Here is a 13,798-nt window from a genome sequence, read left to right on the forward strand (position 1 = left end):
TTGCCGCATTTGTGCGACGTCAGGTGATTTCACCTGACTGCAAAATGCTCTAGGCAACGCCGGCGCGCAGCAGGTCGTGAATGTGGAGGATGCCGACCGGAGATCCAGCATCGTCGACGAGGAAGAGTACGGTGATCTTGTGCTCCTCCATGAACTCCATGGCGGCGCTTGCGAGCACGTCGCCGTGAACGACGCGCGGGTTGCGCGACATCACCTCTTCGACCGGCTGGCTCAGCAGGTTGCCGGCCATATGCCGGCGCAAGTCGCCATCGGTGATGACGCCGGTGAGCACCCCCTTCTCGTCGACGATGCCGACGACGCCGAAGCCCTTCGCCGACATTTCGATGACCGCCTCGCTCATGGGGCGACCGACTGCAAGCAGCGGCACCTGCTCGGCGACATGCGCCAGTTCATGGACCAGGCGCAATTGCGCGCCAAGCTTGCCGCCGGGGTGGAAGGTCTTGAAATCCTCGGCGGAAAAGCCGCGCCGCTCCAGAAGCGCCATTGCAAGCGCATCGCCGACCGCCAGTTGCAGCATCGCCGAGGTCGTCGGCGCAAGCCCGTGCGGGCACGCCTCCTGGACCTTCGGCAAGACGAGGGCGATTTCGGAATTGCGCGCAAGCGTGCTGTCGCGATTGCAGGTGATCGAGACGACCGGCACCTTGAAGCGCTTGGCATAGGTGAGCATGTTGGCGAGTTCCGCCGTCTCGCCGGACCAGGACAGCAGGATCAGCACGTCCTCGGCGGTGATCATTCCGAGGTCCCCGTGGCTTGCCTCCGTCGGATGGACGAAATAGGCGGAGGTGCCGGTGGAAGCCATCGTGGCGGCGATCTTGCGGGCGATATGGCCGCTCTTGCCGACGCCGGAAACGACCACGCGACCCCGTCCGTCGCCGATCAGCGCAATGGCGTCGACGAGGCCCTGCGCAAAGGCTGCATCCGTCGCCAGGTGCGCGGCGAGCGCCTCGATGCCGTTCTTCGCCGTCGTGATCGTCCGACGAATCGAATCCACCACGGCAGCGCTGGAATGCGCGTCGGCCTTCACATTTCTCAAGCCCATCATCGACCCCGGTTCTTCAAGGAAAGGCCGCCCTTCTCGGCGGCGCGGCGAATATTGAAGGCAGATAAGCTCTTTTTTCCGGCAAACCAAGCCTGCCGCCGCATGAATCTCAGCTGGCACGTTTCTCGACGGACACCTCCGGAGGCATCGCGCCGTCCGCGGCAAACTCGGCGAGCGTCATCGAATCGAGGATCGACGCCATTGCGTCACGCACCGACGTCATCGAGATGCGCACCCGACAGGTCTCCGGATCGCTGCAATCCTCGCAAACCTCGTAAGCCGTCCGGCTGGCACAGCGTATCGGCGCCAGCGGCCCGTCGAGCGTGCGTATGACATGGCCGATGCGGATTTCGGATGCCGGCCGCGACAGCGAATAGCCGCCTCCCGGACCCTTCTTCGACCGCAAGACGCCGGCATTGCGCAATTCGAGCAGGATGGTGTCGAGAAATTTCTTTGGAATATTGTTGCGAACCGCAATCTCGTTGATGAAGGCGGTTTCACCGGGTCCGAGCCGTGCCAGATCGACCAGCGCCTTCAGGCCGTATTTTCCCTTCTTCGTCAGCATTCGAGCCAATTCTCCAAGGTTCCGCTTCAGGCGGAAACCGTCCATGGACAAACCTCTTCCATGGCATAGCACAAGAATGCGCCGTCAATATACAGTTATAGTCGACAATCGGCGAAGAGAGGGGCAGCGAAGACTGGGAACAATCCCGCGGGCCGCTTCGACGCGCGGGATACGGGGCTTTGAAGCTTTGGCCACAAAAAAATCAGGCCGAGCGGCACGGCATCATGCGGCCGTGATGCCGGCCGCATGATGCCGCTGATTTTGACCGGATTGTCCGGCCAGCAGATGGCGGATCGCCGCGCGGGCTTCATCGGCCGAGCGGAAATGTTGCTTGTCGAGATCCCAGACGTGGTACTTCACGGCCAGGAACTTCAACCGGTCCTGGTCGGGGACGACGACACCGACGGCTTCACCGCCATATTCTATGACTTGCTTGCTCATGCAAATAACGCTCCTCCGCGGCTCAAAGCGCGGATCATCCAATTCTCGGGCACAGGGTGAATTCGGGAAATTCGATCCGATCACATTCGCCAAAGCGGGCGAATGAGACCTTTCACCGTTGCACGACAACGGGAACGCGAGCCGCAGAAAGCGGCGGTCGAGACGTTTTCGAACATGTCACTCTCCTTTGGCTTGGCCCGGCGCTGCACGCCGGGGCGTTTCATGAACAATGCGAAGCGGAGTCCCACTCCGTCGCGATTCGCAAACTAGAATAATCTACCAATTAAGTCAACTACCAAGCGCCCGCACGAAAAATAATTCTCTTCGCTTCGTCTGCGCAGTTACCTTGGTGACAATTCCGTTCGCCTGCCCATCGCGGGCCACAACGCTATCTAGGGAGCGCCGAATCGACCTGCAAGGGACGGTTCGCATAAAGGCAGCACTTTCGGACGAAAAAGGGGCAGCCGGCTGGCTGCCCCTTGGGCTGTTCTTCACTTTTCACGCGAAGGCGCCGATCAGTTCGTCGGCGTTCCCGCCTGCTGAGCGCTGGAGCGGCCGGCTTCCCGGTCCTTCCACCAGCGGCTCAGGAACAACAGGATCGGGCCACCGATATAGATCGACGAGGTCGTCGCGACGATGACGCCGAAGATCATCGGCCAGGCGAAGCTGCGCACCGTCTCGCCGCCCCAGATCGCCATCGGCACCAGCGAGAGCGCCGTTGCCATCGAGGTGAAGATGCATCGAGCGATCACCTGATTGATGCTCATGTCGATGAGATCGGAGAAAGGCATCGACTTGTACTTGCGCAGATTCTCGCGCATGCGGTCGTAGACCACCACCTTGTCGTTCACCGAATAGCCGATCATCGTCAGCAGCGCGGCGATCGCGGTCAGGTTGAAGTCGACGCCGGTGAGAGCGAAGAAGCCGACCGTCTTGGTGATGTCGAGCAAGAGCACGGCGATCGCCCCGACGGCGAAGTGCCACTCGAAGCGGAACCAGATGTAGAGCAGGATCGCCACCATGGCGAGGCCGACGGCAAGGAAGCCGGAGCGCTGCAGCTCGCCGCTCACCGTCGGTCCGACGACCTCGGTCCGCTCCAGGCTGGCGCCCGGCACGGCGGCCGTCACCGCATCCTTGACGCGGTTCAGCGCGGCCGTCTGTTCCTGCTCACCGCCGGGCTGGCGCTGTACGCGGATCAGCACCGACTGGCCGCCGCCGAAGTCCTGCAGCGCGACCTCGCCGAGATTGAGCTCTTCGAGGCTGTGCCGCAGCGTCGCCAGGTCGATCCTGTCCTTGGACACCGCCTCCACCTGGATGCCGCCGACAAAGTCGATGCCGTAGTTGAGGCCGGGGGTGAAGAACAGCACGACCGAGCTGATCGACAGAAAGGCCGAGAAGCCGATCGCCTGGAAGCGGCGCTTCATGAAGGAGATGGTCGGCAGATGCGGTACCCGGCCGAAGAGCGACGGGATCTCCAGCTTCTTCATCTTGCGGCGGATGACGACCTCGCGCATCAAGAGGCGCACCACGGTCACCGAGGTGAACATCGAGATGACGATGCCGAGCATCATGGTCACGGCGAAGCCGCGAACCGGGCCGCTGCCGAGCCAGAACAGGAGCACCGTGCCGGAGAGGGTCGTGACGTTGGAGTCGAGGATCGTCGCATAGGCCTTGTTGAAGCCGACGTCGAGCGCCTTCATCGCACCGGCGCCCCCTTCCGTCTCTTCGCGGATGCGGGCGTTGATGAGGATGTTGGCGTCGACCGCCATGCCGATGCCGAGAATGATGCCGGCGATGCCGGGCAGGGTCAGCGTCGAGCCGATCAGGCCGAGCACGCCGATCGTCATGATCGTGTGCAGCACCAGGCCGACATTGGCGATCATGCCCCAGGCGCCGTAGAGGACGACCATGAGCGTCACGACGAGGCCGAAACCGGCAAGGCCGGTGTAGAGCCCCATGCGGATCGAATCGCTGCCGAGGTTCGGACCGACCGACCGCTCCTCGATGATCGTGAGCGGCGCCGGCAGCGCACCGGAGCGCAGCAGCGCCGAAAGGACGGTCGCCTCCTCGACGGTGAAATTGCCGCTGATCTGGCCGCGTCCGCCGAGGATCGGCTCGTTGATGACCGGCGCCGTCAGGACCTTGCCGTCGAGCACGATGGCAAAGGGCCGGCCGACATTCTCACGCGTGATCTCGGCGAACTGGCGTGCGCCGAGCGAATCGAAGCTGAAATCGACCACCGGCTGGTTGGTGCGCTGGTCGAAGCCGACCTTGGCGTCATCGAGACGCTCGCCGGAAATGGCGACGCGGCTTTCGACCGGATATTTGCTGTTGTCATTGGCGCCGGGAAGAATGTCGACGCCGCGCGGCGGCGGCTGCGTCACGTCTGCGGTCTGATCGAGCATATGGAAGCTCATCTGCGCGGTGGAGCCGAGCAGCTCGCGCAGGCGGGTCGGATCCTGAAGGCCCGGCAGCTGAACGAGAATACGGTTGGAACCGATGCGCTGGATCAGCGGCTCGGCGACGCCGACCTGGTCGACGCGGTTGCGGATGATCTCGAGGCTCTGCTCAACCGCCTTGGTCATGCGGTCCGCGAGGCCGGCCTCGGTGATTGCCAGCGTGACCACGTCGCCGTTTGTCGCCACCTCGACTTCGGCAGCGGAGGCACCGAAGCCGACGGTGCTGACCGGGGTCGCCAGTTCCTGCAGCTTCGGCAGCACCTTTTCCCGGTCGGCAGCATCCGGGATGCTGACCGTCACGGCGTTGCCGCTGATGCGTGCCGACGAGGCGGAAACGCGCTCGCCGCGCAGCACCCGGCGGGTATCGTCGAGAAGCGTGTTGAGCCGCGCCTTCTGCAGGCCGGCGCCGTCGACCTCGAGAACGAGGTGCGAGCCGCCCCTCAGGTCGAGGCCCAGGGTGACCGGCTTGAAGGGCAGAACGGCGGTGAATTGTTCTCTCAAAGCCTGCGGCAGCACGCTCGGCACGGCCGCGAGGCATCCGAAGACAATGATCGCGACATAGGCGAGAATCGCCCATCTGGATGTACGCATGTGGAAATTCCATGAATGCCCGAGCGCGCCTTGCCGGCGGCATCTGGCCAGGTTTCAGCTAATGAAAGAGGCGGAAGCGAGCAGCTTCGGCCTCCCGAATTCTCCAGGCTATCAAGCCTCGGGCGGCGCGCGGATGCGCTCGCTGCGCGGCGGCGTTCCGACCACGATCTCGGCGCGCGCAAGCGACGGCGGCCGAACCTTCTCGTGGGCGGGCAAAGGCAAGAACTCGACGGGCAGCGCGGCGGCCGGGTCGCCGCCGGCGGTGGATTTCCCATCCGCCCGGTCGCTGTTGAAGCGAAAATCCGGCAGGGGCACCGCCCGGGTGATCTGGCGGGCGACGGGACGGTCGGAGGGCCCGGTATCGGGTGACGAGACATCGCCGGCCGGCGCTCCCGCCGCGCGCGCCGAGGCGCCCTGGCCGACCGCAATGACCTGCATGGCAAGCGAGGCGCAGAACAGCCACAGCACGGCCAGGAGCCGGCTGGCCTGCATGCTCTTGCTGCCACCACCCAGGAGGTCCATCGCGGACGCGGTTCCTTTCTCTTCGGCGCCGATCCCCGGCGCCAGCGAGACGTTTTTCAGCCCGAAGTCCGACCCTAACGGAAGAACGTGGCCGGATTCGAGCATTCGCGCCCTTAACACCACTCCAGGCCGGAAAAGTCAAATCGGCGACGCGATGAGCGACGGCCCGGAACCGTCGTGATTTCAGCGGTCATGCGCGCCGCTCCCTGCGGCCGGCGCAGCGTTCGGCGAGAGCCGCGATGCGTCGGCACGCTTCGTCGATGGCGGCATCGGGGACGGTGAGGCTCACGCGCAGGAAGTCGCGCGCTTCCTCGCCGAAGGACGAGCCCGGCATCACCGCCACGCCCTCCTCCTCGAGAAGGGCCCAGGCGAAAGCCTCGCCCGAGAGGCCCGTGGCGGCGACGTCGATCAGGGCGAACATGCCGGCCTCGGGCCGCAGGACGGAGACGCCCGGTGCCTTGGCGAGGCCATCGACGATCCGGCCGGCGCGGCGCCTGTAGGCCTCGCGCATCTGCCGCGCCGTGTCGATCTCATGCGTCAGCGCATAAGCCGTCATGTCGGCGATGAACGGCTGCTGGCCAAAGAGCATCGTCTCGGAAACCGCCAGCAACCGCCCGGTGAACTCGGCCGGGCCGACGGCCCAGCCGCTGCGGAAGCCGGGCGCGGCGTGCGACTTCGAGATGGACGAGACGACGACGGTGCGCTCGGCGAGATCCGGATCGTCGAAGGGCGAGGCAAAGGTTCCGTCGAAGACCAGCTGCTCGTAAACCTCGTCGCAGACGATCCAGAGGTCGTGGCGACGCGCGACCGCACCGATCGCGGCGATCTCCGCCGCAGTCAACACCGCGCCGGTCGGATTGTGCGGCGTGTTCAGGAGCAGGACGCGGCACTCGGGCGTGACCGCCGCTTCCAGATCGGCTGCGCGCATGTGAAAGCCGAATTCCGGCTTCAGCGGCACGAAAACGGGATGGGCGCCGGTGGCGCGGATGACGCCCTCATAGGTGGCATAGAGCGGATCGCCGACGAGGACGCCCTGCCCCGCCTCGGCAAGCCCGAGCATCACGGCGAAGAGCGCCGTCTGCGTACCGGGAAAGCACAGGACGTTTTCCGCCGTCACGTCGCTGCGGCGGCGACGGTACTTTTCCGCAAGCGCCGCCACCACGCTCGGCTCGCCGCGGCCATTGGAGTAGCGATAGCGCCCGGCATGCAGGGCGCGCCGGCACTCGTCAAGAAGGGCGCGATCTGGCGCCACATCGGGTTCGCCGATGGTGAGCTCGATCACGTCGGCCCCGCTCGCCTTCAATTGCCGCGCGCGAATGTGCAGCGCCCATTTGCCGGAACCGAGGCCGGCAAGTCGTGACGTGATCGAGGCGTAGCGCAAGTGTTCGCTCCCTTCTTGTCCTGTTTCATGCATGTCGTTTGCCAAGACCGCGGCGCGGCCACAGACATCAGCTTTCTATAGGCAGGCCGAGCAGGGCCTCCACCGACGCCATGGCAATGCTGACCAGCTCCCCCTCACGAAAGAGATCGCCGGCAAGGCAGCCTTCCACCCACAGTCCATCGACGAGGCCGTTGATGGCGATCGCGTAGCGGCGACACTCTTCCGGACCGGCGGGCCTGCCCTTGAAGGCCAGGAAGTCGCTCAACAGGTCCTGGAGCGCGTTGCGGAAGGCGAGATAACCTTCGCGGTGGATCGCCGCGAGCACCGGGTCGACGCGCACCTGGCTGATGAAGGCCGCCCAGAGCGAGACGCTGCGGCTGTCGGCGACCGGCTCGGTCAGGTTGATGGCGATGAAGTCCTTGAGGCGCGTCACCGGGTCGCCCTCGACGTGTGTCGCCTTGTCCGTGAGCGCCGCGATGACGGCGCGGTAGGCCTCCGCGATCATCTGGTCCTTGGAATCGAAGTAATGACGCACGAGCCCGGCGGTGACGCCGGCGCGGACCGCGATCTGCCGGACGGTCGCCCCCTTGAGGCCGTACTCCGAAATGCAGTCGAGCGTCGCCTCGATGAGTTCCTGCCGGCGTTCGCCCTCCGGCGCACGATGAAAGCTGCGGCGGCTCATGCCCGCCTCCGGACCGGAGCGCCCGGCCAAAACGTCATTGCCTGCCAGGCGGATAGGCGCATGCGGCTCTCCTGCGGAAAATGAAGCGAAGGTCGCGTCAAAAATCGGCGACGGAGTTATTATACACCTGGATAATAGCGGCACAAGTGCAACCATGCCGCCCGAAGCGAGCAGGGCGGCAGTTTCCGTTCAAAATGCCGCAGGCGAAAGATTGCCGCAGTGCGACAACGTGGCGATCCCACGCGACATTGACCTTTGGCAATTCTGGGCCAAATTCAATCACAAAATGAAACCGCCGGGTTCCGACGTGTGATCGCCGATGCTTGACGGACTGCTCGTCCGTCGCGGCGGCTCCCGCGTGAAAGGATTGCACCGTGTTTGAAGCCTTCGATGCGACGATACTCGCGCGCCTGCAATTCGCCTTCACCGTCTCCTTCCACATCATCTTTCCCGCTTTCTCCATAGGGCTCGCCAGCTACCTGGCGGTCCTCGAGGCGCTGTGGCTCTGGAAGAAGGACCAGGTCTATCTGGAACTCTTCAACTTCTGGAAAACGATCTTCGCCGTCACCTTCGGCATGGGCGTCGTTTCCGGCATCGTCATGTCCTACCAGTTCGGCACCAACTGGAGCGTGTTCTCGGACAAGGCCGGGCCGATCATCGGGCCGCTGATGGGCTATGAGGTGCTGACCGCCTTCTTCCTCGAGGCTGGCTTCCTCGGCATCATGCTCTTCGGCATGAACCGTGTCGGCCCCGGCCTGCATTTCCTGGCGACCGTCATGGTCGCGCTCGGCACGCTGATCTCCGCCACCTGGATCCTCGCCGCCAATTCCTGGATGCAGACGCCTGCCGGCTTCACGATGAGCGAGGCCGGGCAGTTCGTGCCCGCCGACTGGTGGGCGATCATCTTCAATCCGTCCTTCCCCTACCGGCTCGTGCATATGGTGCTCGCCGCCTATCTGACAACCGCCTTCGTGGTCGGCGCCTGCGGCGCCTGGCACCTCCTGCGCAGGACGGCGCCGCGCCGGGCCAGCACGATGTTCTCGATGGCCATGTGGATGGCGGCGCTCGTCGCGCCGATCCAGATTTTCGCCGGCGACCAGCACGGCCTCAACACGCTGGAGCACCAGCCGGCCAAGGTGATGGCGATGGAGGGCCATTACCGCAGCCATCCGGAAGGCGCGCCGCTGATCCTCTTCGGCATGCCCAACGCCGCCGAGAAGCGGATCGACTATGCGGTCGAAATCCCGAAGCTCTCGAGCCTGATCCTCAAGCATTCGCTCGATGCGCCGCTCGCCGGCCTCGATACGATCCCCGAGGAACTGCATCCGCCGGTCGCCGTCGTCTTCTGGTCGTTCCGGGTCATGGTGGCGATGGGTTTCGCGATGCTCGGCATCGGGCTTTGGAGCCTCTGGTGCCGCTATCGCGGCACGCTCGCAACGAATGCCTCGCTGCACCGCACGGCGGTCGTCATGGGGCCCGCGGGCTTCGTCGCCGTGCTTGCGGGCTGGATCACCACCGAGGTCGGACGGCAGCCCTACACCATTTACGGCCACCTCCTGACGGCGCAGTCGATCTCGCCGATCGAGGCACCGGCCGTCGGCGCCTCGCTCGTCGCGTTCATCATCGTCTATTTCCTCGTCTTCGGCGCCGGCACCTTCTACATTTTCCGGCTGATGGCCCGTCTGCCGCGCGACACTATGCCGGAACTCGGCGAGGGCCCCTTGCGCAGCGCCGGCGTCACGCCGGGCCCGGCTGCGGCCAGACCTCATGGAGGCGAGCATGGACTTTGACCTGCCGTTCATCTGGGCGGCGCTGATCGCCTTTGCGGTTCTCGCCTATGTCGTTCTCGACGGCTTCGACCTCGGCGTCGGCATCCTCTTTCCGCTGTTTCCGCAGAAGCATGACCGCGACGTGATGATGAATTCCGTGGCGCCCGTCTGGGACGGCAACGAGACCTGGCTGGTGCTCGGCGGCGGCGGCCTGATGGCCGTCTTCCCGCTTGCCTATGCGACCGTCCTGCCGGCGCTCTACGCGCCGATCATCGCCATGGTCATCGGCCTCATCTTCCGCGGCGTCGCCTTCGAATATCGCTGGCGCACGCGGCGCGGCGAATTCCTGTGGAACTGGGCCTTCGCGGCCGGATCGATGCTGGCGGCCTTCGCGCAAGGGCTGGCGCTCGGCGCGCTCGTCCAGGGCATTCCGATCGAGAACCGCGCCTATGCCGGCGGCTGGTGGGACTGGCTGACGCCCTTCTCGCTGATGACCGGCATCGCCGTCGTGGTCGGCTATGCATTGCTCGGCGCAACATGGCTCATCATGAAGACGCAGGGCGAACTTGCCGAACGGGCACGCGACATCGCGCTCATTTGCGCCGCTGCGACGGTCGTGGACATGGGCATCGTCAGCCTCTGGACGCCGTTTCTCGAGCCGGCCTATCTCGAGCGCTGGTTCGGCTGGCCAACCGCGGTCTTCAGCATCATCGTGCCGCTGCTCGTGCTCGGCTGCCTGTACCTGCTGCTCAAGGGCATTCGCGAACGGCACGACGTGCAGCCCTTCGTCGCGGCGCTCGGCCTTTTCGTCCTCGGCTATGCCGGCATCGGGATCAGCTTCTACCCCTATATGGTGCCGCCGTCGCTCACCATCTGGGACGCCGCGGCGCCGAATGAGAGCCTCGCCTTCCTGCTCGTCGGCGCGCTCGTGCTGGTGCCTATCATTCTCGCCTATACCGGCTATGCCTATTGGGTCTTCCGCGGCAAGGTCGATCCGGAAGAGGGCTATCACTGATGCGGGTGGACGGGTTGACGCGGAAGCTTCTCTGGTTCGTCGGCCTCTGGGTCGCCGGTGTCGTCGCGGTCGGCATCGTCGGGGCGGCGATCAAGCTCGCGCTCGGCGGCTGAAAGCCTCGCTCAAGCTTGCACGCCTAACGTCATCGCACACGTCGGCGGGCGATCACCGGAAGAGACAGGACCGCACCCTCCTCCCCGGGCGATCGCCTGCCGAAGTGACCATTTCCGCACGTCGTTCAGACGCGTGAGGTTTTCAAGGCGTGCCTCAGCTCTGTCGGCCGCCCCTCCATGTTGCGGCCGTTTTACCTCTTCTCAGTAAGCGTCCCCTTTGCTAAAGCCCGTGGCACTCAATCGAATTCGTGTGACGCGCTTCAGGTCCTTGTTTTCGTGCATGTCGTCGTTCCAAAACCGCTGCACACTTCTGGGCGCCATGCACGAGCACTGCGCCGCAACGAACCGCCGGGCCGAAGCGGCCGCGCGAGGAGCCGGACGACCATGCAGAAGACCCCCGCAGAATGCACGACGATGGCGGATGTGCGCGCCGAGATCGATCGGCTCGACCGTGCCCTGATGGTGCTGTTTGCCGAGCGCTGGGGCTATATCGTTCGCGCCGCGGAGATCAAGCGGCCGTTGAAACTGAAGGCGGACATCCCGGCGCGGGTGAGCGAGGTGAAGGAGAACGCCCGCAGGAACGCGGTCGACCTCGGCCTCGAGCCTGAGTTTTACGAGCAGCTTTGGGCGCAACTGATCGAGCAGGCGATTGCGCATGAGAAGCGCCTGCTCGGCGAGGACGAACGGTGAGCCGCTCCGGCCGAGGGGACTGACCCTTCAGCCGCTGGCGATCAGCCGGCCGTCTTTGCCGCGATCGTCGTCGAAGCTGTTCTTGCGGCTCAGATACCCTTCCCAGTCGAAGGCGCTCTGGACGATGTGTTCGAGGCTTGCATGGGTCGGCACCCAGTCGAGCTTCAGCCGGGCGAGGGAAGGATCGGCGACGACCTGCGCGGGATCGCCCGGACGGCGGGGGCCGTAGGCGACCCGGAAATCGCGTCCGGAAACCTGGCGCACCGTATCGAGGACCTGCAGCACCGAGAAGCCGCGGCCGTAGCCGCAATTCGTGACGAGCGGTTCACCGCCGCGCCGGAGATAGGAAAGCGCTTTACCGTGGGCGGCCACCAGATCGCTGACATGGATATAGTCGCGAACGCCGGTGCCGTCCGCCGTCGGAAAGTCGGTCCCGAAGACATCGACCTTGCGGCGCTTGCCGAGCGCGGCCTCGCAGGCGACCTTGATGAGATGCGTCGCGCCGAAGGTCGACTGGCCGGCACGCCCCTGCGGATCGGCGCCCGCCACGTTGAAATAGCGCAGGACGACGAAGCTGAAATCATGCGCCGCCGCGGCATCCTGCAACATCATCTCCGACATCAGCTTGGAGCGGCCGTAGGGGCTCTCCGGGCGTAGGCCAACCGTTTCCTTGACCGGATCGGGCGTGTCCTGCGTGCCGTAGACGGCGGCAGTGGACGAAAAGACGAAGTGGCGTATGCCGGCCTCTATGGCCGCCGCAATGAGCGTGCGGGTATTGGCCGTGTTGTTCTCGTAATAGGCAAGCGGATTGGCGACCGAGTCCGGCACCACCGCCGATCCGGCGAAATGCACGACCGAATCGATCTCGTTTTCGGCAAAGATCCGCTGAAGCAGCGCGCGATTGCCGACGTCGCCAAAATAAAAGCGCGCCTCCCGCGGCACTGCCCAGCGAAAGCCGGTCGACAGATAATCGAGCACCACCACCGCTTCGCCCGCATCGAGCAGCGCCCATACCATGTGGCTGCCGATATAGCCCGCTCCGCCTGTCACCAATACGGCCATGCCTGCCCCCTGCCCTTAGAACATGGGAACAGAAAAGCCGCCTCGTGCTTTCAGAATTGGTAAATCCGGCCGTCTCCCGGAGGCGAACACCACCAATTCTCGGTTGCGTGGTTAAGGGTCCGCCTCGCCGATCCTTCGCATTTTATCGATCGCCCGATCGGGGCGGGGCTGGCAGCCCTTCGCGACGGTCAGCGGCCGAGGATATAGCCCTGGAGCCGTTCCGCAGCTTCCGCGATCTGAGCCGGGTGGCGCAGGAAACAGGCGCGCAGGAAGAGCGCGCCGCCCTCGCCGAAGGCCGTCCCCGGGGCGAGCCCGACGCCGGTCTTGTCGACGATGTCGAGCGCCGCGGCCCGCGCGTCGGTAACGCCGTCGATCTTCAGGAAGGCGTAGAGCGCGCCGTCGGGCTTCAGCGTTTGGACGCGATTGGTCGCAATCAGCGCATCGCAGAGCATGTCGCGGTTGCGCCGCGCCTTGGCGACGTTCTCGTCGACGAAGCCATCGCCGTGGTCGAGGGCGACGGCGGCGCCGCGCTGCATGAATTGCGCGACACCCGAGGTCGAGTACTGGATCAGGTTTTCGAGCACCTGCCCCATCGCCGGCGGCGCGACGATCCAGCCGACGCGCCAGCCGGTCATCGACCAGTTCTTGGAGAAGGAGTTGACGAAGAGAATGCGGTCGTCCTCGTCCATGATGTCGAGGAAGGACGGCGCCCGTGCGCCGAGGTAGCAGTAAAGCGCGTAGATCTCGTCGGCGATGATCCAGAGGCCGTGCTTGCGCGCCAGCGACAGGATGGCCTTCAGATCGTCGCGCGTCGCGGTCCAGCCGGTCGGATTGGACGGCGTGTTGATGAACAGCGCCCGCGTCCTTTCCCCGATCGCCGCCTCGAGCCGGTCGAGATCGAGCTGCCATTTGCCGTTCTCGAAGCTGAGCGGCACCGCGACGGGCCGAACGCCGGAGAGGTCCGCGGCGGCAGCGAAATTCGGCCATGCCGGCGTCAGGAGCACCATTTCGTCGCCGGGCGAGCCGACCGCCTCGATCGCGAGCTTGATCGCCTGCATCCCCGAACCGGTGACGTAGAAATGCTCGGGCGAAAGCGCCTTCTGGAAGCGGCGCCGATAGTAGCGCGACAGCGCCTCGCGCAGCGGCGGGATGCCGCGCTGCCAGGTGTAGAAGGTCTCGCCGGCGACCAGCGCTTCGGCCGCGGCGCGGCTGACGAAATCCGGCGTCGGAAGATCGCCCTCGCCAACCCAGAGCGGGATCAGCCCGTCGCGGCCGCGCGCATAGTTCACCACTTCGACGATGCCGCTTTCGGGCGCCGAGAGAGCGCGCGGGCTGAGGCTGGTCATGATCGTCATCGGCAGGCTCCTATGCATGTCGCCCAAAAGTGCGCAGCGGTTCGGGAACATGCAGTAATCGCTTTGGCGCCCGCGATCACGCGATTTTCTCTG

The 13,798-nt window shown here is 65.1% G+C and carries 12 protein-coding genes; 3 read left to right on the forward strand and 9 right to left on the reverse strand.

The annotated features are described in order from the left end of the window. Positions 1–49: 49 nt before the first annotated feature. The 7 genes from ATB98_RS16410 to ATB98_RS16440 form a co-directional block, all read right to left on the reverse strand. Complete coding sequence (locus ATB98_RS16410) at positions 50–1,060, reverse strand: KpsF/GutQ family sugar-phosphate isomerase (protein ID WP_066875603.1); 1,011 nt, start codon at positions 1,058–1,060, stop codon at positions 50–52. Between the two features lie 109 nt (positions 1,061–1,169). Beyond that, positions 1,170–1,625, reverse strand: coding sequence for an RrF2 family transcriptional regulator (locus tag ATB98_RS16415; RefSeq protein ID WP_066875512.1), 456 nt, complete (start codon positions 1,623–1,625; stop codon positions 1,170–1,172). 222 nt (positions 1,626–1,847) lie between these two features. Further along, a complete protein-coding gene (locus ATB98_RS16420) occupies positions 1,848–2,066 on the reverse strand; it encodes a hypothetical protein (RefSeq protein WP_066875514.1) in 219 nt (72 codons plus the stop codon). Between the two features lie 515 nt (positions 2,067–2,581). Beyond that, positions 2,582–5,116, reverse strand: coding sequence for a protein translocase subunit SecD (gene secD, locus ATB98_RS16425; RefSeq protein WP_066875516.1), 2,535 nt, complete (start codon positions 5,114–5,116; stop codon positions 2,582–2,584). A gap of 111 nt (positions 5,117–5,227) precedes the next feature. Continuing rightward, the gene (locus ATB98_RS16430; protein ID WP_066875604.1) at positions 5,228–5,638 is read right to left on the reverse strand and encodes a hypothetical protein; all 411 of its coding nucleotides are present in this window, start codon (positions 5,636–5,638) and stop codon (positions 5,228–5,230) included. A 190-nt stretch (positions 5,639–5,828) separates the two neighbouring features. Next, on the reverse strand, positions 5,829–7,019 hold the full coding sequence (locus tag ATB98_RS16435; RefSeq protein WP_066875518.1) for a pyridoxal phosphate-dependent aminotransferase: 1,191 nt from the start codon (positions 7,017–7,019) through the stop codon (positions 5,829–5,831). Positions 7,020–7,086: 67 nt separating this feature from the next. Further along, positions 7,087–7,701, reverse strand: coding sequence for a TetR/AcrR family transcriptional regulator (locus ATB98_RS16440; protein WP_066875605.1), 615 nt, complete (start codon positions 7,699–7,701; stop codon positions 7,087–7,089). A 374-nt stretch (positions 7,702–8,075) separates the two neighbouring features. On the opposite strand from ATB98_RS16440, the gene ATB98_RS16445 reads away from it, so the two are divergent. The 3 genes from ATB98_RS16445 to ATB98_RS16455 all read left to right on the forward strand — a co-directional run bounded on the left by ATB98_RS16445 (position 8,076) and on the right by ATB98_RS16455 (position 11,288). After that, the gene (locus ATB98_RS16445) at positions 8,076–9,491 is read left to right on the forward strand and encodes a cytochrome ubiquinol oxidase subunit I (protein ID WP_066875520.1); all 1,416 of its coding nucleotides are present in this window, start codon (positions 8,076–8,078) and stop codon (positions 9,489–9,491) included. Beyond that, on the forward strand, positions 9,481–10,485 hold the full coding sequence (gene cydB, locus ATB98_RS16450) for a cytochrome d ubiquinol oxidase subunit II (protein ID WP_066875522.1): 1,005 nt from the start codon (positions 9,481–9,483) through the stop codon (positions 10,483–10,485). Before ATB98_RS16445 ends, cydB begins: the two co-directional genes overlap by 11 nt. Positions 10,486–10,982: 497 nt before the next feature. After that, positions 10,983–11,288, forward strand: a complete 306-nt coding sequence (locus ATB98_RS16455; protein WP_066875524.1) for a chorismate mutase family protein — start codon at positions 10,983–10,985, stop codon at positions 11,286–11,288. A 27-nt stretch (positions 11,289–11,315) separates the two neighbouring features. Here ATB98_RS16455 and galE read toward each other — a convergent pair whose 3' ends face one another. After that, complete coding sequence (gene galE / locus ATB98_RS16460; RefSeq protein ID WP_066875526.1) at positions 11,316–12,350, reverse strand: UDP-glucose 4-epimerase GalE; 1,035 nt, start codon at positions 12,348–12,350, stop codon at positions 11,316–11,318. Between the two features lie 188 nt (positions 12,351–12,538). Further along, positions 12,539–13,705, reverse strand: coding sequence for a pyridoxal phosphate-dependent aminotransferase (locus ATB98_RS16465; RefSeq protein ID WP_066875527.1), 1,167 nt, complete (start codon positions 13,703–13,705; stop codon positions 12,539–12,541). Between the last annotated feature and the right edge of the window lie 93 nt (positions 13,706–13,798).

It is taken from the genome of Sinorhizobium saheli, from assembly GCF_001651875.1.
In the GTDB taxonomy this organism is placed as follows: domain Bacteria; phylum Pseudomonadota; class Alphaproteobacteria; order Rhizobiales; family Rhizobiaceae; genus Sinorhizobium; species Sinorhizobium saheli.

Coding starts and splice junctions, on each gene's coding strand:
- ATB98_RS16410 (WP_066875603.1), bottom strand. CDS start 1,060: ATGGGCTTGAGAAATGTGAAGGCCGACGCGCATTCCAGCGCTGCCGTG.
- ATB98_RS16420 (WP_066875514.1), bottom strand. CDS start 2,066: ATGAGCAAGCAAGTCATAGAATATGGCGGTGAAGCCGTCGGTGTCGTC.
- ATB98_RS16455 (WP_066875524.1), top strand. CDS start 10,983: ATGCAGAAGACCCCCGCAGAATGCACGACGATGGCGGATGTGCGCGCC.
- ATB98_RS16440 (WP_066875605.1), bottom strand. CDS start 7,701: ATGAGCCGCCGCAGCTTTCATCGTGCGCCGGAGGGCGAACGCCGGCAG.
- ATB98_RS16465 (WP_066875527.1), bottom strand. CDS start 13,705: ATGACGATCATGACCAGCCTCAGCCCGCGCGCTCTCTCGGCGCCCGAA.
- ATB98_RS16430 (WP_066875604.1), bottom strand. CDS start 5,638: ATGGACCTCCTGGGTGGTGGCAGCAAGAGCATGCAGGCCAGCCGGCTC.
- galE (WP_066875526.1), bottom strand. CDS start 12,350: ATGGCCGTATTGGTGACAGGCGGAGCGGGCTATATCGGCAGCCACATG.
- cydB (WP_066875522.1), top strand. CDS start 9,481: ATGGACTTTGACCTGCCGTTCATCTGGGCGGCGCTGATCGCCTTTGCG.
- secD (WP_066875516.1), bottom strand. CDS start 5,116: ATGCGTACATCCAGATGGGCGATTCTCGCCTATGTCGCGATCATTGTC.
- ATB98_RS16415 (WP_066875512.1), bottom strand. CDS start 1,625: ATGCTGACGAAGAAGGGAAAATACGGCCTGAAGGCGCTGGTCGATCTG.